Source organism: Pseudomonas sp. Pmew2 (genome assembly GCF_058129885.1).
Genome location: NZ_CM176702.1, coordinates 5,615,201 through 5,639,364 on the forward strand (window position 1 = coordinate 5,615,201; position 24,164 = coordinate 5,639,364).

Genomic DNA, 24,164 nt, shown 5'->3' on the forward strand with positions numbered 1-24,164 from the left:
CTGGAGCGTGAGGAACGATAGCTCTCTAATTACCGTTCATTACCAGAGCAGCAAGCCTGCTCAACCCTCGGCAGTCTGCGAGGCCAGGGCCACGGCGCGGAACATGGCGCGGCGTTTGTTCAGGGTTTCTTCCCATTCCAGCACTGGCACGGAGTCGGCAACAATGCCGCCACCGGCCTGTACATGCAGTTCGCCGTTCTTGATAACCGCAGTACGAATCGCGATAGCCGTGTCCATGTTGCCATTCCAGGCCATATACCCCACGGCGCCGCCATAGACACCGCGCTTGACCGGCTCCAGCTCATCGATGATTTCCATGGCGCGAATTTTCGGCGCACCGGACAACGTGCCAGCCGGCAGAATCGCCCGCAGTGCGTCCATTGCCGTCAGCCCGTTTTTCAATTGACCGGTGACGTTGGAAACAATGTGCATCACGTTGGAATAACGCTCGATAACCATCTTCTCGGTCAGTTTGACCGTACCGATCTCGGACACCCGCCCAACGTCATTACGGCCCAGATCGATGAGCATCAGGTGCTCGGCGATTTCCTTGTGATCGGACAGCAGGTCTTCTTCCAGCGCAAGATCGGCCTCTTCGGTGGCACCGCGAGGGCGAGTACCGGCGATTGGACGCACCGTAATCAGGTTGTCCTCGACCCTTACCAGCACTTCCGGCGAACTGCCGACGACATGGAAGTCGCCGAAGTTGAAGAAGTACATGTAAGGCGTCGGGTTGAAGCAGCGCAGCGCCCGATACAGATCGATGGGCGCGGCCTTGAAATCGATGGACATGCGTTGCGACGGCACAACCTGCATGACGTCACCCGCGAGGATGTACTGCTTGATCGTGTCGACCGCAGCCTCGTAATCGCCCTGAGTAAAGCTGGAGCGAAACACCGGGTCGGCAGCCGGAGGCCGGTCCAGGTCCAGACCGCGACGCGGAGTGATCGGCTGACGCAGCTTGTGCATCAGTTCATCAAGCTGCGCGACGCCACGTGCGTAGGCATCCTGCTGCGCCGGATCGACCAGCACGATGGCGTGCATCTTGCCCGCCAGGTTGTCGAACACCACGACCGCGTCAGAAACCATCAACAGGATATCCGGCACGCCCAGCGGGTCAGGGTTCGGGCAGTTGGCCAGACGCTTCTCGACATAACGCACACAGTCGTAGCCAAAGTAGCCCACCAGCCCGCCGTTGAAGCGTGGCAGCCCGGCAATCGTCGGTACGTTGTAGCGCGCCTTGAAGGTCTCTACGAAGTCCAGCGGGTCTTCGACATCCAGGCTTTCGATCTCGACGCCATCGTGGGTCACGCTGACGTGATGGCCATGAACGCGCATCACGGTGCGGCATGGCAGGCCGATGATCGAATAGCGCCCCCACTTCTCGCCGCCCTGAACCGACTCCAGCAAGTAGGAGTTGGGCTGATCGGCAAGCTTGAGGTAGATCGACAGCGGCGTATCGAAGTCGGCCAGGGTTTCGCGGGCAAGCGGGATGCGGTTGTAGCCTTCGGCGGCCAAACGCAGGAATTCTTCACGGTTCATGAGCAACCTCGTGGTTTGAGGAAAAACGGTCAGTCAGGCAAACGTGCCGGCAGGCCGGCCAGGATCAAGTCAGGCGCGCCAACGCCAGCGGGCCAGGGCCTTGATGACTTTCATCCAGAGCTTGCGAGTGACCACCACGATGGATTCTCTTGGGGAGGGACGTTTGATGTCGGGCAACAGTATCTCAGCGTCCATGTCCAGGCAACCGGGAATCAGTTTGCGCAGATCATCGATGACCATCGCCGGGTTTTCCTCGGCAATCGGCCGCCCATGGTTGTAGCCATAGCTCAGCGCGACGCAGGCCACACCGGCCGCCTTGGCAGCCTGTACATCACTGCGCGAATCGCCAACGAACAGCGCTTGCGAGGCAGGCACACCCGCCATTTTCATTACAAAAAACAGCGCGGCAGGGTCAGGTTTTTTCTGCGGCATGGTGTCGCCACCGATGATCCAGCGAAAGAAACGCCCCAGTTTCATCTCATCCAGCAGCGGCGCGACAAAGCGCTCCGGTTTGTTGGTGATGAGGGCCATTTCGACGCCCATCTTCTGCAGCCATTTCAGGGTTTCACGCACGCCGGGGTAGACCACGGTGAACTCGTGCTTCTGAGCGTAGGCACGCATGAAGATCTCCAGACCCTGCTCAGCCAGTTCATCATCGACGCCACTGTGGTCGAGGTGGTTGGCCAGCGCGCGGCGTACCAGCACCGGTGCGCCATTGCCGACCCAGGCGCGGACCGACTCAAGCCCGGCTATTGGCCGGCCAAGTTCAGCCAGCATGGTATCCACCGCTACTGCCAGATCAGGGACCGAGTCCACCAGGGTCCCGTCCAGGTCGAACATGATCAGCTTGGGCAACTTGCCTGCAAATAGCTGCTCAAAGCCGCTCATGCGCGGGATGCTGCCAGTTCTGCACGCATTTTCTCGATCACTTCCCGGTAGTCCGGTGCGTTGAAAATGGCCGAACCGGCAACGAAGGTATCAGCACCTGCCGCTGCGATCTCACGGATGTTGTTGACGTTTACGCCACCGTCGATTTCCAGACGGATGTCACGGCCCGACTCATCGATCAACGCCCGCGCTTCGCGCAGCTTGTTGAGCGTACCGGGAATGAACTTCTGCCCGCCGAAACCCGGATTGACGCTCATGAGCAGGATCATGTCGACCTTATCCATCACGTACTCCAGCAGGTTCAGCGGAGTTGCCGGGTTGAACACCAGCCCCGCCTTGCAGCCGCCTTCACGGATCAGTTGCAACGAACGATCAATGTGCTGGGTCGCTTCCGGGTGAAAGGTAATGTAGGTGGCACCGGCCTCGATGAAATCACCGATGATGCGATCCACCGGGCTGACCATCAAATGCACATCGATCGGTGCAGTAACGCCATATTTGCGCAACGCGCTGCACACCATCGGACCAATGGTCAGGTTCGGGACGTAATGATTGTCCATCACGTCGAAGTGAACGAAGTCGGCGCCGCTGGACAGCACATTGTCGACTTCCTCACCCAGACGGGCGAAGTCAGCGGAAAGAATCGATGGGGCAATAACGAAGGGCTGCATGACGCACCTGTTTGAGCAGAATCACGGTGCGCGGATTGTACGCCAAGCTTCGCCTGGAGCGGTAAGCCTCAAGCTGCACGCCAATGGATTCGCCTTGGCTGGCAGCTTGAAACTTGCGGCGCCCGGTTATTGAGCCGTTCGGAGTTTTTCACTGCGCCCGCGTAACCACTCCAGTACCAGCAGCAACAGCACGGAGAAGCCGATCAGCAAGGTCGCGGCGGCAGCGATGGTCGGGCTGAGGTTTTCGCGAATGCCGCTGAACATCTGCCGAGGCAAGGTCGCCTGCTCCGGCCCGGCGAGGAACAGCGTCACCACCACTTCGTCGAACGAGGTCGCGAAGGCGAACAGCGCACCGGAAATCACCCCTGGCGCAATCAACGGCAGGGTCACACGACGGAATGCAGTCAGCGGCGATGCGCCGAGGCTGGCGGCAGCGCGTACCAGATTGTGGTTGAAACCCTGCAAAGTGGCCGACACGGTAATGATCACGAACGGCACGCCCAGTACCGCGTGGACCAGAATCAGCGAAGTGTAGCTATTGCCCAGGCCCAGTGGCGCGAAAAACAGGTAACTGGCGACACCGACGATAACCACTGGCACCACCATCGGCGAAATCACCAGCGCCATGACCAGCGCCTTGCCGGGAAAGTTGCCACGGGTCAGGCCGATCGCCGCCAGCGTGCCGAAGCCCATCGCCAACAACGTAGCGGCCGGGGCAACGATCATGCTGTTCTTCAGTGCGCGCATCCACTCGGCGGAGTTGAAGAAGTCCTGATACCACTGCAACGAGAACCCTTGCAGCGGATAGACCAGAAAGCTGCCTGAATTGAACGACAACGGCACGATGACCAGCACCGGTAACACGAGAAAGAGCAGCACCAGCGCACAGATGATGCGCAGGGCGTAATACCAGATGCGTTCGATCGGCGATGTGTAGGGGTTCAACATGGTGACACTCCTCAGCTCAGACGCAGGCGGCTGGCGCCGACCAGCCAGCTATAAATCAGGTACAGCACGATGGTCGCCAACAGCAGTAACCCGCCGAGCGCGGTGGCCATGCCCCAGTTGATGCTGGTGTTGGTATAGAAGGCGACGAAGTAACTGACCATCTGGTCGTTCGGACTGCCCAGCAAGGCCGGGGTGATGTAGTAGCCGATCGACAGAATGAACACCAGCAGGCAGCCGGCGCCGATCCCGGCGTAAGTCTGCGGGAAGTACACGCGCCAGAAGCTCGCAAACGGGTGGCAGCCCAGCGAAATCGCAGCGCGCATGTAGGTCGGGGAGATGTTCTTCATCACGCTGTAGATCGGCAGGATCATGAACGGCAGCATGATGTGCACCATCGAGATGTACACGCCGACGCGGTTGAAGACCAGTTCCAGCGGCTTGTCGATAATGCCCATCGCCAGCAACGCGCTGTTGATCAGACCGCTCGACTGCAACAACACGATCCAGGCAGCCACACGTACCAGAATCGAGGTCCAGAACGGCAATAGCACCAGAATCATCAGCAGGTTGCTCTGCCGCGCAGGCAGGCTGGCCAGCAGGTAAGCCAGCGGATAAGCCAGCACCAGACAGATCGCGGTAATCACCAGGCCCATCCAGAAGGTACGGGCGAAGATATCCAGATAGATCGCCTGGTCCGGGGTCGCCGGGGCGACTTCGCCGAGATCGTCGATACGATGGTCTACCGCCGCCAGCAGGTAATACGGGGTAATGCTGCTGGTATTGCGGCGTACCGCCTGCCAATAGGCCGGGTCACCCCAGCGCTCGTCCAGCCCTTCAAGCGCTTCTTTATAAGAGGCCGGCTCAGTCTTGAACGGCAGCGCGCGGGCGGTCTTGCTCAGCAGGCTGCGATAACCGGCCAGTTCCATGTTCAAACGCTTGGACAGATCGCCCAGCGTGGAATTCTTGCGTGTTTCGGCCAGGTCCAGGCTCATTGCCTTGTAGACCGACTCGGGCGGCAGCCCTTTTCCATCCCACTTTTGCACGTCGACCACAGTGGTCGGCAGTGCAGTCACAACTTCCGGGTTGCCAACACTCTTGTAGAGCAGCGCGGCGATGGGCACCAGAAACACCAACAACAGGAAAATCACCAGCGGAGCGATCAATGCCTGAGCCTTCCAGCGGTTGACCCGCTCCGCGCGAGCGAGACGTTGCTTCAAGTTAGGGCTGGCGCCTTCAGTCAGGGGCACGGCGATGGCCATAGCGAACTCCGGAATCTTTCAACGAGAGGGCGCTCCCTACAGCAGAGAGCGCCCGGATCTGACGTGATGCAGCCTGTTTACTTGGCAGCCCAGGCAGTGAAACGCTGCTCAAGGGATTCGCCGTTGTCGGTCCAGAACGCTACGTCCATCTGCACCTGATCCTTGATGTTCTCAGGCGTGGTCGGCATGTTCTGCAGGGTTTCCTTGTCCAGCAGCTTGACCGCCTGGGTATTGGCCGGGCCGTAGGCGATATTCTGCGAATAGGTCTTCTGCTGCTCGGGGCTCAGCATGTAGGCGATGAACTTCTTCGCGGCATCGGCGTTTTTCGAGCCCTTCGGGATGGCCCAGGCATCGAAGTCATATACGCCACCGGTCCACACGACCTTGAGGTTGCTTTCCTTCTGCACAGCAGCGATCCGGCCGTTGTAGGCCGAGCTCATCACCACGTCGCCGGAAGCGAGGTACTGCGGCGGCTGTGCGCCTGCTTCCCACCACTGAATGTTTGGCTTGAGTTCATCGAGCTTCTTGAACGCGCGGTCCTGGCCGTCTTTGCTGGCCAGCACTTTATAAACGTCTTTCGGCGCAACGCCGTCAGCCATCAGGGCGAATTCCAGGGTGTACTTGGCGCCTTTACGCAGACCGCGCTTGCCTGGGAATTTCTTGGTGTCCCAGAAATCGGCCCAGCCGTTTGGAGCTGTGGCGACCTTGTCGGCGTTGTAGGCCAGCACGGTGGACCAGACGAAGAAACCGGCACCGCAGGTGGTGATGGCGCCAGGCACGAAATCAGCGGCATTGCCCAGTTGTTTCGGGTCCAGCTCCTCAAACATGTCCTCATCGCAACCACGGGCCAGTTCCGGCGATTCGACTTCTACCAGGTCCCAGGAAACGCTCTTGGTGTCGACCATGGTTTTGACCTTGGCCATTTCACCGTTGTATTCACCGGCGATGATCTTGCCGTTACCGGCCTTTTCCCACGGCGCGTAGAACGCCTTTTCCTGAGCGGCCTTGTTGGCACCGCCAAAGGAGATGACGGTCAGGTCGGTGGCAGCCATGGCCTGCGCGGCGCACATCAGGCCCAACGTGATGGCGGTGAACTTCAAAGACTTCAACATAGGTTCTTTTCTCCACGAGCAGTGTTGGTAAGCGATTGGGATGGGCGATCAGGTCGCCTCTGTTATTGCTTTTATCGGTAGATCAATGCACTTGCTTCAAGGGGTCGAGCGCGCGAACGTGCTCGACTTGCCAGCCGATGGGCACCACGTCGCCCACACTCAGGCCGGGGTCCAGTTCGGCAATCGGCTGTTTGACGAAGAAGTCGTTCTTGCCGGCTACCTCCAGACGCACGCGAACGTGGTCGCCCAGGTAGATGAACTCGGCCACGCGGCCGGAAAAACGGTTTGCACAATTCTCGCTGCGACCATTGAGGTTGATGCGCTCAGGGCGGATAGACAGGGTCACCGGGCCGCCAGGCTGGCCGACGTTGATCGCCAGCGCATGCACTTTTTCGCCGCGCTCAAGCTCGACGACACAGCGGTCGCCATCCTGACTGACCAGACGTCCATTGAGGCGGTTGTTCTCACCGATGAAGTTGGCCACGAAGGTGTTCTTCGGCTCTTCGTACAGGCTGCGGGGCGGTGCGATCTGCTGGATCTCGCCCTGATGGAAGACGGCTACCCGGTCGGACATGGTCAGGGCTTCGCCCTGGTCGTGGGTCACGTAGACCACGGTCACACCCAGACGCTGATGCAGGTGCTTGATCTCCATCTGCATGTGCTCGCGCAGCTGTTTGTCGAGCGCGCCGAGCGGTTCGTCCATCAGCACCAGTTGCGGTTCGAACACCAGCGCACGCGCCAGCGCCACACGCTGCTGCTGGCCACCGGACAACTGCGCCGGGTAACGATGTGCAAAGGTGTCCAGCTGGACCATGCCCAGCGCCTTTTTCACTTTCTCGCCAACATCGGTCTTGCTCATGCCACGCACCGACAACGGGAACGCCAGGTTCTCGGCCACCGTCATGTGTGGAAACAATGCGTAGTTCTGGAACACCATGCCGATATCGCGCTTGTGCGGCGGCACATTGTTGATAGCGCGCCCGCCGAGAAGAATTTCGCCGGCAGTCGGGGTTTCGAAACCGGCCAGCATCATCAGGCTGGTGGTCTTGCCCGAGCCGGACGGACCGAGCAGCGTCAGGAACTCACCCTTGCGAATATCCAGGTTAAGGTCTTTGACGATCAGTGCTTCGCCGTCGTAGCTCTTCTGCACACCACGAAAGCTGACCAGAACATCATTTGCTCCAGCGCTTGTATCGACGTCGCTCATTACCCACACCTTTGTTTTGTCTGCGTGGGCTCAAGCCTAGAGCAGCCTGAATGCCCCGCAAATCGGCAGCCGGGAGAGAATCGCCTAGGCTGGCTGGAAGGCCAGGGGTAGGGATTGCCCTACAGAGATGGCGCGATTGAGTATGTGAGTGAGCCTGATCGTTGCGCACGCCCCAGCGTGGGAATGCAGTGCGTGACGCTCTGCGTCACAAAAGAGGACGCGGAGCGTCCAGAACGGCATGCCGACGCGGAGCGTCGCACGATAGTTGTGAGTAAGGCACCGACCCGACACTCAGCTGGAGTGTCGTTTTCAGACTCAGAGCAGTTTGTGCTCCATCGCGTATTTGACGAGATCGGCCAGTGAGCTGAGTTTCATTTTCTGCATCAGCCGCGCCTTGTGGGTACTGATGGTTTTGCTGCTCAGTGCCAGTTGCTGGGCGATGTCGTTAACGTTGGCGCCCTGCGCCAAGCGCTCGAACACCGAGAACTCGCGCTCCGACAACAATGAGTGCAAAGGCCGGCTATCGGTCAGGCCCACTTCAAAGACCATGCGGTCGGCGAGGTCCGGGTCGATATAGCGCCCGCCTGCCGCTACCCGACGAATTGCCGTCAGCAGCAGCGCCGGGTCGCTGTCCTTGGTGGCATAACCTGCGGCGCCGACTTTCAGCGCACGTGCCGCCATCTGTGCTTCATTGTGCATCGACAGCACCAGAATGGCGGGCGGACTGGCCAGTGCGCGAATTCGCGGAATCGCCTCAAGACCATTGACGCCGGGCATGGAGATATCCAGCAACACCACTTCGCAGGCCACATGACGCAAGGTTTCGAGCAGCTGCTCGCCATTGCTGGCCTCACCGACCACTTGCAGGTCTCTGGCCAGACCAATCAACTGCTTGATCCCTTCACGCACGATGGTGTGGTCTTCGGCTACCAAAACACGAATCACTGGCTTCGCTCCTGTGCGACGGGGTCCAACGGGATGTAGGCGCGCAAGGTTGTGCCCTCACCGGCATCGCTGTCCAGCTCCAGTCTGCCGCCGAGCATCAGCACCCGCTCGCGCATCCCGACCAGACCGAATGAAACCACCCTGCCCGACTCGACGACAAACCCCTGCCCGTCATCGGCGATGCTCATGCACATCATGCCATCCTGCAACGTCAGGCTGATTTCCACCGTGTGCGCCTGGGCGTGGCGCATGACGTTGGTCAGCGCTTCCTGGAGAATCCGGAACATGCCAGTGGCTCTGGCATCGCTAAGCACCGGGAGGTTGTCCGGCACCTGCACCAGGCAAGGGATTTGCGTGCGCGCCTCGAAACGGCGTGCCTGCCACTCGATGGCCGACGCAATGCCGGCGTCGAGAATCGGTGGCCGCAATGCCGTGGCAACATCACGCACCAGTTGAAACAGCTGAGCGATGAGACGCTTCATGCTGTCCAGTCGCTCACCAAGGCCGGGGTCCAGGTCAGCATAGGCCAGTTCGCACATTGATGTTTCCAGCTTCAGCACCGTCAGCATCTGCCCCAGCTCGTCATGCACCTCGCGAGCAATACGCGCCTTCTCTTCTTCACGCACGCTTTCCAGATGCGCTGATAATTCACGTAACTGATCATGCGCACGGCGTCGTTCGCTGGCGTCGCTGAGAAACACCACCAGGTATTCCGCCTCGTGAAAGCGCAGGAAGCTCAACGAGACATCGGCAGGCAGAAGACTGCCATCAGCGCGCAGACAATGGGCCTCGAACACCTGCGGGCTGTCTTCGCGGGAACGCGCGTTTTTCCACAGGTTGAGCCAGCGGTCCATGTGCAGACCGGGCTCGAAATCAATCAACGGGCGCTCGACCACCTGTCCCGGCGCGTAGCCGAGCATGGATTCCGCCGCCCGGTTGGCGTAACGCACACGACTGTCCCAATTGACCCAAAGGATGCCGACAGTGCTCTGGTCGATGGAGAATTGCGCCAGACGCAGCGCCTCCTCCCCCTCGACGCGACGGGCGAGTTCTTCTCGCGCGCAAAGCAACTCCTGCTCCTGCGCCTGCTGCTGGCGACGCTGCCAGACCACGATGGCGAAACAGGCCAGCAACATTACCAGCAGCAGAATGCACAGGTTTTTCCAGAGCTTGGTCGACTCGATGAAATGCGATGGGGTGAGTGGCATCCAGCGCGCGTGCAGTTGCTCCAGCTCTTTGGCAGGAATCGCGCGCAACGCTTCGCTGACAATGGCGGCCAGCTCCGGCATGTCACGGCGTGAAGCCACGCGCAACAATTGCGGCAGCCCGATATCCCCCACTATCGCAAGCCCGGCAAACTCCGGCTCGCGGAGCAAACGGCTGAGCTGCGCCTCGTCCACCACGGCATACCGTGCCTGCTGACTGAGTAACAATTGCAGCGCCTGACGCTCCAGCGGCACGCCTTGCAGGTTCAGGTGCGGAAAGTTGCTGCGCAGGTAATCGGCGGCAGGGCCTGGCATGCGTACAGCAACCCGCGAAAAGCTGTCGAGTTTCTCGAGGTCCACGGCAGTGCTGCCATCGCGTTCGCCGATCAACAGTTGCGAAACACGCAGATACGGATCGGAAAACAACCACAGACGCAGGCCCGCCGGGGTCTGCATCAAGCCAGGCGCAACATCGATTTCACCATTGGCCAAGGCCTTCTCAAGCGCCGCCTGATCAGGAAAGTTTCGCCACAGCAACTCGACCGGCAGCGTCGAAGCCAGCGCATTCATCAGGTCAACATTGGCTCCGGACAACTGCTGCAAACGCTGATCGAACTGGGCGTAAGGCGCGCGCAGTACCAGGCCAATCCGCAACGGGCCATGCTGATCGAGCCAGCTACGCTGTGCTGAACTCAACTGCGCAGGTTCAGGCGTTTGTGGCTCGTCGGCCTGCGTATTCGCCATCTGAACCATCAAGAGCAAAGCCAGGCAGCCGATAAAGCCGGTGCGCAGAAGACCAATCATCAATGTGTCGCTCTCGTGTGTTCGTATGACGGCCATATGCCGCGCAGGCTCAGGCCTGACAAAAGCCGATCAACCCATTAGGCTGCCGGGATAGTTTCTGGCTTGGAATATCCGATGTCCTACACCTTTCGCGCAACGTTTCCTGCATTGTTTCTGTCATTGGTCCTGCCTTGCGCATTGCCTGTGCTCGCAGCCGATCCGGCCCCGGCCAAGGACGCGGCTGCCGAAGCGCCGGTAGAACGGGCACCGCTGCTCAGCCGCTCGCAGGAAGACGCGATAGCGCTGGAGCGTCAATTGCCTCGCGAGGATCAGCAGCAACTTCAGGCGGGTGACGAAAGCTTTCTCGCGCTCTGGAAGCCTGCAAACAGTGACGAGCCCCAGGGCGCGGTGATCATTGTGCCTGGCGACGCCGAGTCACCGGACTGGCCGGATGCCGTCGGCCCGCTGCGCAGAAAATTTCCGGATGTCGGCTGGTCAAGCCTGAGCATCACCCTGCCGGATGCGATAGACAACAGCCTGGTGCCACGCGAGCCCGACGCCGCCTCGACCGACGCGAACGCTGCCAAACCCAAGGAATCCCCCAAGGACGCCAGTGCGAAAGCGCAAGACCCGGCAGCTGAAGCCGAGGCTCTGGCTGCCGCAGCAACCGCAAAGGCAGCTGCCGACGAGGAACTCAACAAGGCTCAGGCCGAGCGCATCTTCGCGCGGATCGAAAGCGCGATCAGCTTTGCGCAGCAGAACAAGGCTCGCAGCATCGTATTGATCGGCAATAGCAGCGGTGCCTATTGGGCAGCCAGATTCCTCAATGAACGCACATCGCCTGCCGTGCAAAAGCTGGTGATGCTTGCTGCGCGCGAGCCGGTCAATGCTGCGCCTTCGCTGCTGGACATGGTGCCTCAGCTGAAAATAAAGACCGCCGACTTCATCTACAAAAACTCGCCGGACCAGGCCGCCAAAGCACGTCTGCAGGCCAGCAAACGCGCCAAAGGCCCCGGTTTTACGCAGATTGGTCTGATCAATATCGTGGGCAATGAAGATACCGAGCAAGAACAACTGTTCCGCAGGGTTCGTGGCTGGATAGACGCCAAGGAAGAAAAATAAGCTTCACCCCGAGCGCCCGACGCACAGCAGGCTCAGTTGAACCCGCGTCGGGCCTTTACCACCCGATAGGCGTTATGCAGCTGGCTGGTCTTGTCGGTAGCCACCCGCACTTGCTGAGGGTTGGCACCCGAACCGGCAACCTTGTCAGGATGATGCCGACTGAGCAGCCGACGGTAGGCGCGCTTGATGCTTAAAGGATCGGTGTCCGGTTTTATTCCCAGAAGCGTCATCGCGCTTTTGTAGTCATCACCACTACTGACCGGCGAACGCTTCATCGGGTCGTGATCGGCAGCCAGCGCTTCGACTTGTGGGCCTGTCCAACCCAGCCACATGCCCCATACCCCGATCAACTCACGCTCGACCCGGGAAGCCTTGCCATCCGCCCAGGCCATGCGCCAGCAGGCACACAACAACTCCTCGGCGGTGTCCGGCTGCCCGTGCAGACCGCGCAAATAACTGCGCAGGCCGTCGGCACCGTCACGACCGCGTTTGAAGGCGTTGATGGCGCGCAACTGATCCGCCTCGTTCAGGTTCAGACGGCGCATTTCGGTACGGGCCTGATTAATATGACTGGCCAGGACACGTCCGTCACTCTTGGCCAGACGGCCCAGCAACACAAACAGCAGCCCATCGGCGGGTATCGCCGCCCGCCCTCCCAGACGCTCGCGCAGGTGCGCCCAGCTCTGCAGCTTCAGGCGCCGGTCCAGCGCCTGCCCCAATAGAGCACCCAGCATTGCGCCCGGGATGCTGGCAATTGCATAGCCGACACCCGCGCCGATCAACGTGCCAGGCCAAAGCATTCAGCGGGTCTCCGCAAGCAACTGCTCGACTTCAGCCAGACGCTCGTGCGTGCCGACATCGACCCACCGCCCTCTGTGGTGCTCTCCCGTTACCAGGCCTTGATGCATGGCCTCACGCAACAACGGCGCAAGCTTGAACGCACCGGGCTCACAGTTGGCAAACAACTGTGGATGCAGGATAGCGATACCGCTGTAGGTGAGCCGCTGACCTGCCGAATCGTCATCGCGTACCTGACCGTCGACCAACGAGAAATCGCCAGTGGGGTGATGTGCCGGGTTATCGACCAGCACCAGATGCGCGAGACCGGCTAGCGGCACGCGCAAAGCGCTGAAGTCATAGTCCGTCCAGATATCCCCATTGATCACCACAAACGGCTCAACGCCCAGCAATGGCAAGGCCCGATGAATCCCGCCGCCTGTTTCCAGCGGCTGGCCTTCGGGAGAATAACGGATGCTCAGGTCGAAACGCTGACCGTCGCCCAGATAATCCTCGATCTGCTGCCCCAGCCAGGCATGGTTGATGACCAGCTGGTGAAACCCGGCTGCGCGCAAGGCGTTCAGGTGGTACTCGATCAACGGCATCCCCCCGGCACGCACCAACGGTTTGGGCGTGTGCAGGGTCAACGGGCGCATTCGCTCGCCTTTACCGGCGGCGAGAATCATGGCTTTCATGCAGTCCTCTTCAACACAATCAGGTTTCTTTCAAAATAGCCATTTTCAGGCCGTCGCTGGCGTATCAGACAGCGGTCTCTACCGGTTGCTGCAGACTGGTGAGCAACTGCCCGAGTTGAGCCAGCTCGGGGCGACGCGACAAAACTGCCTCTATATAAGCGAAAAAGCGCGGGACGTCTTGCAGATAACGCGGTTTTCCATCGCGGTGGCAGATGCGGGCAAAAATACCGATCACCTTCAAATGGCGCTGAATACCCATCAGATCACTGGCGCGCTCAAAGGCGGCAAAATCTTCCTGCACCGGGATACCAACGGCACGCGCCTGATCCCAGTAGATTCTGAGCCAGTCGCTGACGCGTTCTTGTGGCCAGCTCAGGAACGCGTCCTTGAACAGACAGGTCACGTCATAGGTGACCGGGCCGTAGACAGCGTCCTGAAAATCCAGCACGCCTGGATTGGGCTCGCTGATCATCAGGTTTCGCGGCATGTAGTCGCGATGCACCAGCACTTTGGGCTGCGCCAGAGCGCTGTTGATCAACAACTCGCAGGCCTGCTGCCAATCGCTCAGTTGCGCCTCGTCCATCTCGATACCCAGGTGGCGCTTCACGTACCACTCGGGGAAAAGCTCCAGTTCACGGCGCAGCAACGCGACGTCATAGCTGGGCAGCGGCGCGTCCATCGGCAATTGCTGATAGGCCAGCAGCGCCTGGATTGCATCGGCGAACAAGGCATCGGCATTGTCAGCGTCAATCACATCCAGATATGTCTGACGGCCAAGATCATTGAGCAGCAAAAAGCCTTGCTTCAGGTCTTCGGCATAAATTTCTGGAACATTAATGCCCGACTTTTTCAGTAAATGAGCGATATCCACAAACGGTTTGCAGTTTTCCTGCGGTGGCGGAGCGTCCATCACAATAAAAGTTCGGCCAGCGCCCTCCCAGCGAAAATAACGACGAAAACTTGCGTCACTACTGGCCGCAGTCAATGTGGCCGGGGGTACAGCGCCCCAATTTTGTGCCGCAAACAGCGCTGGCAACTGCTCATCGAGCCAAACTTTCAGGGATTGCAGGCGTATATCTTGATCTGACATTACAAGGGTCTCCGACGGCGCTAGCCGTCAAGCGGGTCATGCTTTATTATCCGGAATCTTTTTCAGCCCATCGAGAGGCGTGCGGCCCCCCCGCGGGCAGATGGCGCGCAGGAAGCCCGGACTAATAAGATGGCATTGAAATCCCCCGCGTTTCGTAAAAAATTTCCGTTGCTCGTAACCGGCAGTCTGCTGGCGATGCAACCTCTGGCCACTCAGTTCGTGGTCGCCGCGGAACAGTATGACTGCTCAGTCTCTGCTTCGGGTGCCTGGAACTGTGCGCCGAAATCCAATGCTGCTGCAGTGGATCTGCCTCCGCGCCCCGTGCATGACACGACGTCGGTCAGTTCCAACGGCACAGTTACCTCGCAAGGCACCTCTTCGGGTGAGCAGGTTGCAGGTACGCAACTGGTTACCGAAGCCAAGGGCAAAGGTCTCAGGTCGCGTAGTGCTGACTACAGCCACCTTGATTGGGTTCCTCGCGAAAAGCTCACCGCAGCACAACTGGCCGAGACCGGTCCGTATTGCTCGGGTGCCTACGTCGAGCCGATCCGCCCAGGCATGGACGACAAGACGCCGATGAAAGACGCGCCTATGTTCGTCGGAGCCAAGGCTTCGCGTTACGAACAGGAAGCGCAGGTCGCGACGCTGGCAGGTGATGTCGTGTTGCGCCAGGGCAGCATGCAGGTACAGGCTCAAGAGGCAGCACTGCATCAGGCCGAAAACCGTGGCGAGCTGAACGGCGATGTCCGTCTGCGCGACAACGGCGCGCTGATCGTCGGTGACAAGGCCGAGCTGCAACTCGATACCGGCGAAGCCCGTGTCGACAATGCCGAGTACGTCCTGCACAAGTCGAACATTCGCGGTAACGCCCTGTATGCCAAGCGTGCAGAAAACGCGATCATCCGGCTCAAGGACGGTACCTACACCTCGTGCGAGCCGAACAGTAACGCATGGACGCTCAAGGGCAACAACATCACGCTGAACCCGGCCACCGGCTTTGGTACAGCGACCAACGTTACCCTGCGGGTCAAGGACATACCGGTTCTGTACACGCCGTATATCTACTTCCCGATCGACGACCGTCGCCAGTCCGGCTTCCTGCCGCCGACCATTGCGGCAGGCGGCGATAACGGTTTCACACTCGTTACTCCGTACTACTTCAACCTGGCACCGAACTACGACGCCACGTTGTACCCGCGTTACATGGCCGACCGCGGCCTGCTGATGGAAGGCGAGTTCCGCTACCTGACCAAAGGCAGCGAAGGCCAGTTTGGCGGCGCGTACCTGAACGACGAGAACGACGACCGCAAGCTGCAGTCGGACTACGACAAGACTCGCTGGATGATCAACTGGCAGCACAAGGGCGGGCTTGATACGCGCTGGCTGACCCAGGTTGATTACACCGACATCAGCGACCCGTATTACTTCCAGGATCTGGAAACCGATCAGATCGGCGTTAAACGGACGGACTTCCTCAACCAGCAGGGCTCTTTGACCTACCGTGGCGACAGCTACTCGGCAGTGCTCAACGCTCAGGCTTACAAGCTGGCTACGGTTGCGAACGTTACGCCTTACAACCGCCTGCCACAGTTGACGCTCAACGGTACGTTGCCTTACAACCCGGGTGGTCTGAAGTTTGATTATCAGACTGAAGCCGTTCGCTTCGAACGTGATCTGCGCAGCGGCGCGTTCATCGATGAAGATGGCAACTCCGAGACACGCCTGGACAACAACATCACCGGCCTTGCCCGGGCAAACGGGGACCGCCTGAATCTGGCGCCGTCCGTCAGCCTGCCAATGAACTGGACCTATGGTTTCCTGACACCGAAGCTTAAGTACGTCTACACCCAGTACGCGTTGGACCTGGACAGTCAGGGCAAAAGCTCGCTTCTGGCTGGCGAGGAATACAGCAGTAGTCAAAGCCGCAGCGTGCCGATCTTCAGCGTCGACAGCGGCCTGTACTTCGACCGCAACACCAACTGGTTCGGCAAGGATTACCGTCAAACCCTGGAACCGCGCCTGTTCTATCTCTATGTACCCGAGAAAGACCAGACCGACATCCCGGTATTCGACACCAGCGAAAGTACATTCAATTATGCCTCGCTATTCCGTGACAACCGCTTCACCGGTTCCGACCGCATCGGCGACGAGAACAAGCTGTCGCTGGGTATCACCAACCGCTGGATTGAAAGCAACGGCTTTGAACGTCAACGCTTCAGCATCGGTCAGGCGCTGTATTTCGAAGACCGTAAGGTGCAGTTGCCTGGCGTAGTGTTCGCTGATCGTGATGATGCGCGCGCCAACGTTTCGCCTTACGCGCTGGAATACGAATACCGCTTCAACCGCGACTGGCGCTTCAACTCCGATTTCAACTGGGATCCGGACAGCAAGAGCACCCGTTCGGGCAGCGCAATGTTCCATTACCAGCCTGAAGACAACCCGAACAAGATCGTCAACCTCGGCTATCGCTATCGCAACGACCAGATTCGTTACGACGAAAGCACTGGCCGCTGGATCGTGGGCGGTGGCGACTACGGACGTCCGGGCGATGCCAACTACGTGAAGGACTACTACAAGATCCAGCAGCACGATTTCTCGGTCATCTGGCCAATCGTGCCGCAGTGGAGCCTGATCAGCCGCTGGCAGTATGACTACAACCGTGAGCGCACCATCGAAGCTTTCGGCGGGTTCGAGTACGACAACTGCTGCTGGAAAATGCGTCTGGTCAACCGCTATTGGGTCGACTACGACGAGTTCAGTCAGGCAGCGCCTCAGAACGAGAAAGGCGACCGCGGCATATTCCTACAAATCGTGTTGAAGGGGCTCGGCGGTGTAACTGGCGCCAAGGTAGACAGCTTCCTCGACAAAGGCATTCAAGGTTATCGTGAACGTGAAGACCAAGCTTTCTGATTGTCTGCGCCCGCTGATGCTGGGCGCGTTACTCCTGAGCGGTACAGTGCATGCTGCGGTTCAACCTCTGGACAGTGTCGTGGCTATCGTCGACAACGATGTGATCATGAAAAGCCAGATGGACCAGCGTGTACGTGAAGTTCAGCAGACCATTGCCAAGCGTGGCTCTGGTGTGCCGCCTGCAGAAGCCCTGCAACCACAGGTTCTGGATCGTCTGATCCTGGAAAACCTGCAGTTGCAGATGGGCGAACGGTCCGGTATTCGTGTCTCCGACGACGAGCTGAATCAGGCCATTGGCACCATTGCCCAGCGCAACAACATGAGCGTAGAGCAATTCCGCGCCGCACTGGCTCATGACGGCTTGTCCTATAACGATGCACGCGAGCAGGTGCGCCGGGAAATGATCATCAGCCGTGTGCGTCAGCGCCGGGTGGCCGAACGTATCCAGGTATCCCAGCAGGAAGTGAAAAACTTCCTCGCCTCCGATCAGGGCAAGGCTCAGTTGTCTGAAGAGTTCCACCTGGCCAACATTCTGATCGCAACGCCTGACAGCGCCTCTTCGGATGCCATCCAGGCTGCTGCGGTCAAAGCCAAGGGCATTTATGACCAGCTGAAGAAAGGTGCTGACTTCACCCGACTCGCAGCCACCACCTCCTCCAGCGAAAACGCACTGGAAGGCGGCGACATGGGCTGGCGCAAGGCTGCGCAACTGCCACCGCCATTCGGTGACATGCTCAGCGCAATGCCTGTCGGCGACGTGACGCCTCCAGCGCGCACGCCGGGCGGTTTCATCATCCTCAAGTTACTGGAAAAACGTGGCGGCCAGGGGCAGGCACAAATGCGTGATGAAGTGCATGTGCGTCATATCCTGATCAAACCAAGCGAAATCCGTAACGAAGAAGAGACCAAGCGTCTTGCCGAGAAAATCTACGACCGCATCCAGAATGGCGAAGACTTCGCCGAACTGGCGAAAAGCTTTTCGGAAGATCCAGGCTCGGCACTCAATGGCGGCGATCTGAACTGGGTTGATCCGAACTCTCTGGTTCCGGAATTCCGTCAGGTCATGAACGAGACGCCACAAGGCGAATTGTCCAAACCGTTCAAGACCGCTTATGGCTGGCACGTTCTGGAAGTTCTCGGTCGTCGTTCCACGGATGCTACCGATCAGGCGCGTGAACAGCAGGCGTTGAACGTACTGCGTAACCGCAAGTACGACGAAGAGCTGCAAACCTGGCTGCGTCAGATCCGTGACGAAGCCTACGTTGAAATCAAACTCCCTGGCGCGACCCAGGCTGCGCAGTGAAACCCAAGCGTTTCGCCCTGACACCCGGTGAGCCGGCCGGCATAGGCCCTGACCTTTGCCTGCTGCTCGCCACGCAGCCTCAGCCATACCCCCTGATCGCCATCACCAGCCGTGACCTGCTCCTTAAGCGGGCCGCGCAACTGGGTGTGGCGGTCAGTCTGCTTGACGTCACCCCTGATACGCTTCCCGACCTGCCTGCGCCTGCCGGCAGTTTGTACGTCTGGGATACGCCACTGGCCGCTCCGGTGGAAACCGGCGTGCTGAACAAGGCCAATGCTGCATTCGTCCTGGAAACCCTGATTCGCGCGGGCCAGGGCTGCCTGGATGGGCTGTTCAGCGGCATGATCACCGCCCCGGTGCACAAAGGCGTGATCAACGACGGCGGTATCGCGTTTTCCGGACACACCGAATTTCTCGCTGAACTGACTCACACCGAACAGGTGGTGATGATGCTGGCGACCGGCGACCTGCGCGTGGCGCTGGTGACCACGCACCTGCCGTTGCGCGAAGTGGCAGATGCCATCACGCCAGACCGACTGGAGCGCGTGACACGCATCCTGCATGCCGATCTGGTGAACAAGTTCGGCATTGCCCGCCCGCGTATTCTGGTCTGCGGCCTCAACCCTCATGCAGGCGAAGGCGGGCATCTGGGCCGTGAAGAAATCGACATCATCGAACCGACTCTGGAGCGCCTGCGCAGCGAGGGCCTGGACTTACGCGGCCCACTGCCTGCCGACACTCTGTTTACCCCCAAATATCTGGAGCACTGCGACGCAGTGCTGGCGATGTACCACGATCAAGGCTTGCCCGTGCTGAAATACAAAGGTTTCGGCGCAGCAGTCAATGTGACGCTCGGCCTGCCGATTATCCGCACTTCTGTCGATCACGGCACGGCGCTGGATCTGGCTGGCAGCGCGAACATTGACACCGGCAGCCTGCACGTTGCACTGCAAACCGCCTACCAGATGGCCGAGACCCATTCATGACCGAGCAATACCAACACCGGGCGCGCAAGCGTTTCGGGCAGAACTTCCTGCACGACGCAGGCGTTATCGACAAAATCCTGCGCGCCATTCGTGCCAAACCTGAAGACCGGCTGCTGGAAATCGGACCGGGCCAGGGCGCGCTGACCGAAGGGCTGCTCAACAGCGGCGCACAGCTGGATGTGGTCGAGCTGGACAAGGACCTGATCCCGATCCTCACCGGCCAGTTCGGCAACAAGCCAAATTTCAACCTGCATCAGGGTGATGCACTGAAGTTCGACTTCAACAGCCTGGGTGCCGAACCGCACAGCCTGCGTGTCGTGGGCAACCTGCCGTACAACATCTCGACGCCGTTGATTTTTCATCTGTTGCAAAACGCCAGCCTGATCCGCGACATGCACTTCATGTTGCAGAAGGAGGTGGTCGAGCGCATGGCTGCCGGTCCCGGCGGCGGTGACTGGGGTCGCCTGTCGATCATGGTCCAGTACCATTGCCGCGTGGAGCATCTGTTCAACGTCGGGCCGGGGGCGTTCAACCCGCCGCCGAAAGTGGACTCGGCCATTGTGCGTCTCGTCCCTTACGAAACATTGCCGCACCCTGCCAAGGATCACCGCGTGCTGGAGCGCATCGTGCGTGAAGCGTTCAACCAGCGTCGCAAGACCCTGCGCAACACGCTCAAGTTGCTGTTGACCAGCGACGAGATTACCGCTTCCGGAGTAGACGGCAGCTTGCGTCCCGAGCAACTCGACCTGGCTGCATTCGTCCGTCTGGCAGACACTCTCAGCGAGAAAGTTGTGACAGAGTGAACCCTGAGGACAAGTAAACGGCACTGCCAGTCGTCATTTCCCGCTTACTTGTCCTAGACTTGTCTACCTGCCGCACACGCCATTTTTTCGTTATGGATTTCAAGGCCTATTGCATGCCCGATTCTCGTTACCAGGTCGACGTCAGCGTCGTCACACGCTTTCTCTCGGAACAGTCGCAACCCGAGCAGAATCGCTTCGCTTTCGCCTATACCATCACCGTGCACAACAACGGTAAATTACCTGCCAGGCTGCTGTCGCGTCACTGGGTCATCACCGACGGCGACGGCCATGTCGAAGAGGTGCGCGGCGAGGGCGTGGTCGGTCAGCAACCGTTGATCGAGGTCGGTAAAAGCCATACCTACAGCAGCGGTACGGTAATGACCACCCGCGTGGGCAATATGCAGGGTTCTTATCAGATGCTGGCTGAAGACGGTAAACGCTTTGATGCGGTCATAAAGCCCTTTCGTCTGGCCGTCCCGGGTTCGCTGCACTGATGGCGGTGTACGCCGTTGGTGACCTGCAAGGTTGCCTTGAACCTCTGCAATGCCTGCTCGAGCACGTCCACTTCAACCCCGAGCATGATCGACTCTGGCTGGTGGGCGATTTGGTCAATCGTGGCCCGCAATCGCTGGAAACACTTCGCTACCTGTACGGCCTCCGTGAATCGCTGGTGTGCGTGCTGGGCAATCATGACCTGCACCTGCTTGCCGTCGCCCGTAAACACGAACTGCTCAAAAAAGGCGATACGCTGCGCGAAATCCTTGAAGCGCCGGATCGTGACGAATTGCTCGGCTGGGTGCGTCGGCAAAAGCTGATGCACTACGATGCAGAGCGCAACGTCGCCATGGTGCATGCCGGTATCGCGCCGCAGTGGTCGCTGAAAAAGGCCTTGAAGCACGCAGCCGAAGTCGAGCATGCACTTCAGGACGACCAGCTGTATGGCGCTTTTCTCGACGGCATGTACGGCAATGAGCCGGCCAAGTGGGACAACGACCTGCAAGGCGTCACGCGTTTGCGGGTGATTACCAACTACTTCACCCGTATGCGCTTCTGCACCAGCGACGGCAAGCTCGACATGAAGAGCAAGGAAGGCGTTGAAACCGCCATACCTGGCTATGCGCCCTGGTTCAGCCACCCGAAACGCAAGACCCGTGAGCTGAAAATCATTTTTGGCCACTGGGCGGCGCTTGAGGGTCGCTGCAACGAGCCTGGCGTCTTTGCCCTCGACAGCGGATGTGTCTGGGGCGGCTCGATGACGCTGCTCAACGTTGATACCTTTGAACGTCACCAATGCAATTGCGATGCTGTCGGCCAGGCCGCCAACGGGCTTGTTACAAGCGCACAGGCCGGCACCGCCACTAACCCCCAGGCTCAGGAGCCCAGGCAATGACCGAATTCAAACGTATTCCACCTGAACAGGCACAGGCACTGCGCGAGCAAGGTGCAGTGCTGGTCGATGTTCGTGATGCGCAGACTTTTCAAAGCAATCACATTCCTGACTCCGTGCATCTGGACAATCACTCGATTGCCGACTTCATCGCCAAGGCCGATCTGGACAAGCCGCTGGTCGTTGTCTGCTACCACGGCAACTCCAGCCAGAGCGCTGCAGCCTACCTGGTGGGCCAGGGTTTCTCCGACGTATACAGCGTCGACGGCGGCTTTGAGCTGTGGCGCGCCACTTACCCTGACGAAACCGCGCAAGGCTGATAAAAAATATTTTTATGACAGCTGATCCCGCGTTTTACGCGGGCTCGCGAGCCATCTGACGAACGGTCAGCCCGTCTTCTCGCGCATCCCTTCTTTATCTTTCCGAATCCGAACTATCCTTAGCCTAGGCCATCCGTATTCAGGGGAGAGCCGGTACACCGGCGCGTGGGTCATCGGTAGTTACTTTTAAGGTGTTCTGGGGGGAAACAGCAGCCGCATTGTGGTTGCTGCCAGCATCGACTGACGATCCGCCGCCGGCTCCACGTATCGAGCGAGGTGACGTCATGAGTATATTCAGCCACTTCCAACAACGCTTCGAAAGCACACGGCAAGAAGAGCTCTCGCTACAGGAGTATCTGGAGCTCTGCAAACAGGACCGCAGCGCCTATGCCTCTGCCGCAGAACGTCTTCTGCTGGCCATTGGCGAGCCCGAACTGGTGGATACCTCTACCAACTCCAGGCTCTCGCGAATATTCTCCAACAAGGTGATACGCCGCTATCCAGCCTTTGCCGACTTCCACGGGATGGAAGAATGCATCGACCAGATTGTTTCGTATTTCCGCCATGCCGCCCAAGGCCTGGAAGAGAAGAAGCAAATCCTTTACCTGCTCGGCCCGGTTGGCGGCGGTAAGTCGTCCCTGGCTGAAAAGCTCAAGCAACTGATCGAAAGAGTCCCATTCTACGCCATCAAGGGCTCGCCAGTCTTCGAGTCGCCTCTGGGCCTGTTCAACGCCACTGAGGACGGCGCGATTCTGGAAGAAGACTTCGGAATTACGCGACGCTACCTGAGCACTATCATGTCGCCTTGGGCGACCAAGCGCCTGGCCGAGTTCGGTGGTGACATCAGCCAGTTCAAGGTTGTGAAGCTCTACCCTTCGATTCTCAACCAGATCGCCGTAGCGAAAACCGAGCCCGGCGACGAAAATAACCAGGATATTTCCGCGCTGGTCGGCAAGGTCGATATTCGCAAACTGGAAGAATTCCCACAGAACGACGCCGACGCGTACAGCTACTCGGGCGCACTGTGCCGGGCCAACCAGGGCCTGATGGAATTCGTCGAGATGTTCAAGGCACCGATCAAGGTCCTTCACCCGTTGCTGACCGCGACCCAGGAAGGTAACTACAACAGTACCGAGGGGCTGGGTGCCATCCCGTTCACCGGTATTCTGCTGGCGCACTCCAACGAATCGGAATGGCACAGCTTCCGCAACAACAAGAACAACGAAGCCTTCATCGACCGTATCTACATCGTGAAGGTGCCGTACTGCCTGCGTGTCAGCGACGAGATCAAGATTTACGACAAACTGCTTTTCAACAGCTCGCTGTCCAAAGCGCATTGCGCACCTGACACCTTGAAGATGCTCGCACAATTCACCACGCTGTCGCGCCTCAAAGAGCCGGACAACTCCAACATCTACTCCAAGATGCGCGTGTATGACGGCGAGAACCTGAAAGATACCGACCCCAAAGCCAAGTCGATCCAGGAATACCGCGACAGTGCGGGCGTCGACGAAGGCATGAACGGTCTCTCTACCCGCTTCGCGTTCAAGATTCTGTCCAAGGTCTTCAACTTCGATCCACACGAAATTGCTGCCAACCCGGTGCACCTGCTGTACGTACTGGAACAGCAGATCGAACAGGAGCAATTTCCGGCCGAAACGCGTGAACGCTACCTGCGCTTCATCAAGGAATACCTGGCACCCCGCTACATCGAGTTTATCGGCAAGGAAATCCAGACGGCGTACCTGGAATCCTACAGCGAGTACGGTCAGAACATTTTCGACCGCTACGTGCTGTATGCAGACTTCTGGATTCAGGATCAGGAATACCGCGATCCGGAAACCGGCGAGATTCTCAACCGCGTGGCCTTGAACGAGGAGCTGGAAAAGATCGAGAAACCGGCCGGCATCAGCAACCCGAAAGACTTCCGCAACGAAATAGTCAACTTCGTGCTGCGTGCCCGCGCCAACAACAACGGCAAGAATCCGACCTGGCTCAGCTACGAGAAGCTGCGCGTGGTGATCGAGAAGAAAATGTTCTCCAACACCGAGGACCTACTGCCCGTCATCAGCTTCAATGCCAAGGCCAGCAAGGAGGATCAGCAGAAGCACAACGACTTCGTCACACGAATGGTCGAGAGGGGCTACACGGACAAGCAGGTACGTCTGCTGTCCGAATGGTATCTGCGCGTGCGGAAATCGCAATAAAGCA

General features: G+C 59.1%; 21 protein-coding genes. 9 read left to right on the forward strand and 12 right to left on the reverse strand.

Annotated elements, in window-relative coordinates; translation table 11 throughout:
• Positions 1-60: 60 nt before the first annotated feature.
• The 9 genes from trpE to AC4ANK_RS26030 form a co-directional block, all read right to left on the reverse strand.
• Positions 61-1,542 (reverse strand): anthranilate synthase component I, encoded by a 1,482-nt coding sequence (gene trpE / locus AC4ANK_RS25990; RefSeq protein WP_002551905.1) that lies wholly within the window; start codon positions 1,540-1,542, stop codon positions 61-63.
• 69 nt (positions 1,543-1,611) lie between these two features.
• Positions 1,612-2,430 (reverse strand): phosphoglycolate phosphatase, encoded by an 819-nt coding sequence (locus AC4ANK_RS25995; RefSeq protein WP_002551904.1) that lies wholly within the window; start codon positions 2,428-2,430, stop codon positions 1,612-1,614.
• The gene (rpe, locus tag AC4ANK_RS26000) at positions 2,427-3,101 is read right to left on the reverse strand and encodes a ribulose-phosphate 3-epimerase (protein ID WP_002551903.1); all 675 of its coding nucleotides are present in this window, start codon (positions 3,099-3,101) and stop codon (positions 2,427-2,429) included. The genes AC4ANK_RS25995 and rpe overlap by 4 nt, the downstream gene beginning before the upstream one ends.
• 126 nt (positions 3,102-3,227) lie before the next feature.
• Positions 3,228-4,049: an ABC transporter permease gene (locus tag AC4ANK_RS26005; protein ID WP_002551902.1), complete on the reverse strand. Its 822-nt coding sequence runs from the start codon at positions 4,047-4,049 to the stop codon at positions 3,228-3,230.
• Positions 4,050-4,060: 11 nt separating this feature from the next.
• Positions 4,061-5,308, reverse strand: coding sequence for an ABC transporter permease (locus AC4ANK_RS26010; protein ID WP_002551901.1), 1,248 nt, complete (start codon positions 5,306-5,308; stop codon positions 4,061-4,063).
• A 77-nt stretch (positions 5,309-5,385) separates the two neighbouring features.
• The gene (locus tag AC4ANK_RS26015; RefSeq protein WP_002551900.1) at positions 5,386-6,420 is read right to left on the reverse strand and encodes a polyamine ABC transporter substrate-binding protein; all 1,035 of its coding nucleotides are present in this window, start codon (positions 6,418-6,420) and stop codon (positions 5,386-5,388) included.
• A gap of 82 nt (positions 6,421-6,502) precedes the next feature.
• Positions 6,503-7,627, reverse strand: coding sequence for an ABC transporter ATP-binding protein (locus tag AC4ANK_RS26020; RefSeq protein WP_002551899.1), 1,125 nt, complete (start codon positions 7,625-7,627; stop codon positions 6,503-6,505).
• Between the two features lie 315 nt (positions 7,628-7,942).
• A complete protein-coding gene (locus tag AC4ANK_RS26025; RefSeq protein WP_002551898.1) occupies positions 7,943-8,572 on the reverse strand; it encodes a response regulator in 630 nt (209 codons plus the stop codon).
• A complete protein-coding gene (locus AC4ANK_RS26030; RefSeq protein ID WP_031597738.1) occupies positions 8,569-10,617 on the reverse strand; it encodes a sensor histidine kinase in 2,049 nt (682 codons plus the stop codon). The genes AC4ANK_RS26025 and AC4ANK_RS26030 overlap by 4 nt, the downstream gene beginning before the upstream one ends.
• Positions 10,618-10,695: 78 nt before the next feature.
• Here AC4ANK_RS26030 and AC4ANK_RS26035 point away from each other — a divergent pair, with 78 nt between their 5' ends.
• Positions 10,696-11,682 carry an alpha/beta hydrolase family protein gene (locus AC4ANK_RS26035; RefSeq protein WP_002551896.1) on the forward strand — a complete coding sequence of 329 codons (987 nt, stop codon included), beginning with the start codon at positions 10,696-10,698 and terminating at the stop codon, positions 11,680-11,682.
• A 32-nt stretch (positions 11,683-11,714) separates the two neighbouring features.
• Here AC4ANK_RS26035 and AC4ANK_RS26040 read toward each other — a convergent pair whose 3' ends face one another.
• The 3 genes from AC4ANK_RS26040 to AC4ANK_RS26050 form a co-directional block, all read right to left on the reverse strand.
• Positions 11,715-12,482, reverse strand: a complete 768-nt coding sequence (locus tag AC4ANK_RS26040) for a TerB family tellurite resistance protein (RefSeq protein ID WP_002551895.1) — start codon at positions 12,480-12,482, stop codon at positions 11,715-11,717.
• On the reverse strand, positions 12,483-13,154 hold the full coding sequence (gene murU, locus AC4ANK_RS26045) for an N-acetylmuramate alpha-1-phosphate uridylyltransferase MurU (protein WP_002551894.1): 672 nt from the start codon (positions 13,152-13,154) through the stop codon (positions 12,483-12,485).
• Between the two features lie 64 nt (positions 13,155-13,218).
• Complete coding sequence (locus AC4ANK_RS26050) at positions 13,219-14,244, reverse strand: aminoglycoside phosphotransferase family protein (RefSeq protein ID WP_002551893.1); 1,026 nt, start codon at positions 14,242-14,244, stop codon at positions 13,219-13,221.
• A 129-nt stretch (positions 14,245-14,373) separates the two neighbouring features.
• Between AC4ANK_RS26050 and AC4ANK_RS26055 the strand changes: the two genes are divergently transcribed.
• The 8 genes from AC4ANK_RS26055 to AC4ANK_RS26090 all read left to right on the forward strand — a co-directional run bounded on the left by AC4ANK_RS26055 (position 14,374) and on the right by AC4ANK_RS26090 (position 24,160).
• The gene (locus tag AC4ANK_RS26055; protein WP_002551892.1) at positions 14,374-17,154 is read left to right on the forward strand and encodes an LPS-assembly protein LptD; all 2,781 of its coding nucleotides are present in this window, start codon (positions 14,374-14,376) and stop codon (positions 17,152-17,154) included.
• Positions 17,135-18,457 carry a peptidylprolyl isomerase gene (locus AC4ANK_RS26060; protein ID WP_460383679.1) on the forward strand — a complete coding sequence of 441 codons (1,323 nt, stop codon included), beginning with the start codon at positions 17,135-17,137 and terminating at the stop codon, positions 18,455-18,457. The genes AC4ANK_RS26055 and AC4ANK_RS26060 overlap by 20 nt, the downstream gene beginning before the upstream one ends.
• Positions 18,454-19,443: a 4-hydroxythreonine-4-phosphate dehydrogenase PdxA gene (pdxA, locus tag AC4ANK_RS26065; RefSeq protein ID WP_002551890.1), complete on the forward strand. Its 990-nt coding sequence runs from the start codon at positions 18,454-18,456 to the stop codon at positions 19,441-19,443. The genes AC4ANK_RS26060 and pdxA overlap by 4 nt, the downstream gene beginning before the upstream one ends.
• Positions 19,440-20,246 carry a 16S rRNA (adenine(1518)-N(6)/adenine(1519)-N(6))-dimethyltransferase RsmA gene (rsmA, locus tag AC4ANK_RS26070; protein WP_002551889.1) on the forward strand — a complete coding sequence of 269 codons (807 nt, stop codon included), beginning with the start codon at positions 19,440-19,442 and terminating at the stop codon, positions 20,244-20,246. The genes pdxA and rsmA overlap by 4 nt, the downstream gene beginning before the upstream one ends.
• Positions 20,247-20,359: 113 nt before the next feature.
• Complete coding sequence (gene apaG, locus AC4ANK_RS26075) at positions 20,360-20,740, forward strand: Co2+/Mg2+ efflux protein ApaG (protein ID WP_002551888.1); 381 nt, start codon at positions 20,360-20,362, stop codon at positions 20,738-20,740.
• Complete coding sequence (locus AC4ANK_RS26080) at positions 20,740-21,636, forward strand: symmetrical bis(5'-nucleosyl)-tetraphosphatase (RefSeq protein WP_002551887.1); 897 nt, start codon at positions 20,740-20,742, stop codon at positions 21,634-21,636. The genes apaG and AC4ANK_RS26080 overlap by 1 nt, the downstream gene beginning before the upstream one ends.
• Positions 21,633-21,953 (forward strand): thiosulfate sulfurtransferase GlpE, encoded by a 321-nt coding sequence (gene glpE / locus AC4ANK_RS26085; protein ID WP_002551886.1) that lies wholly within the window; start codon positions 21,633-21,635, stop codon positions 21,951-21,953. Before AC4ANK_RS26080 ends, glpE begins: the two co-directional genes overlap by 4 nt.
• A 284-nt stretch (positions 21,954-22,237) precedes the next feature.
• Positions 22,238-24,160: a PrkA family serine protein kinase gene (locus AC4ANK_RS26090; RefSeq protein ID WP_460383683.1), complete on the forward strand. Its 1,923-nt coding sequence runs from the start codon at positions 22,238-22,240 to the stop codon at positions 24,158-24,160.
• Positions 24,161-24,164: the final 4 nt, after the last annotated feature.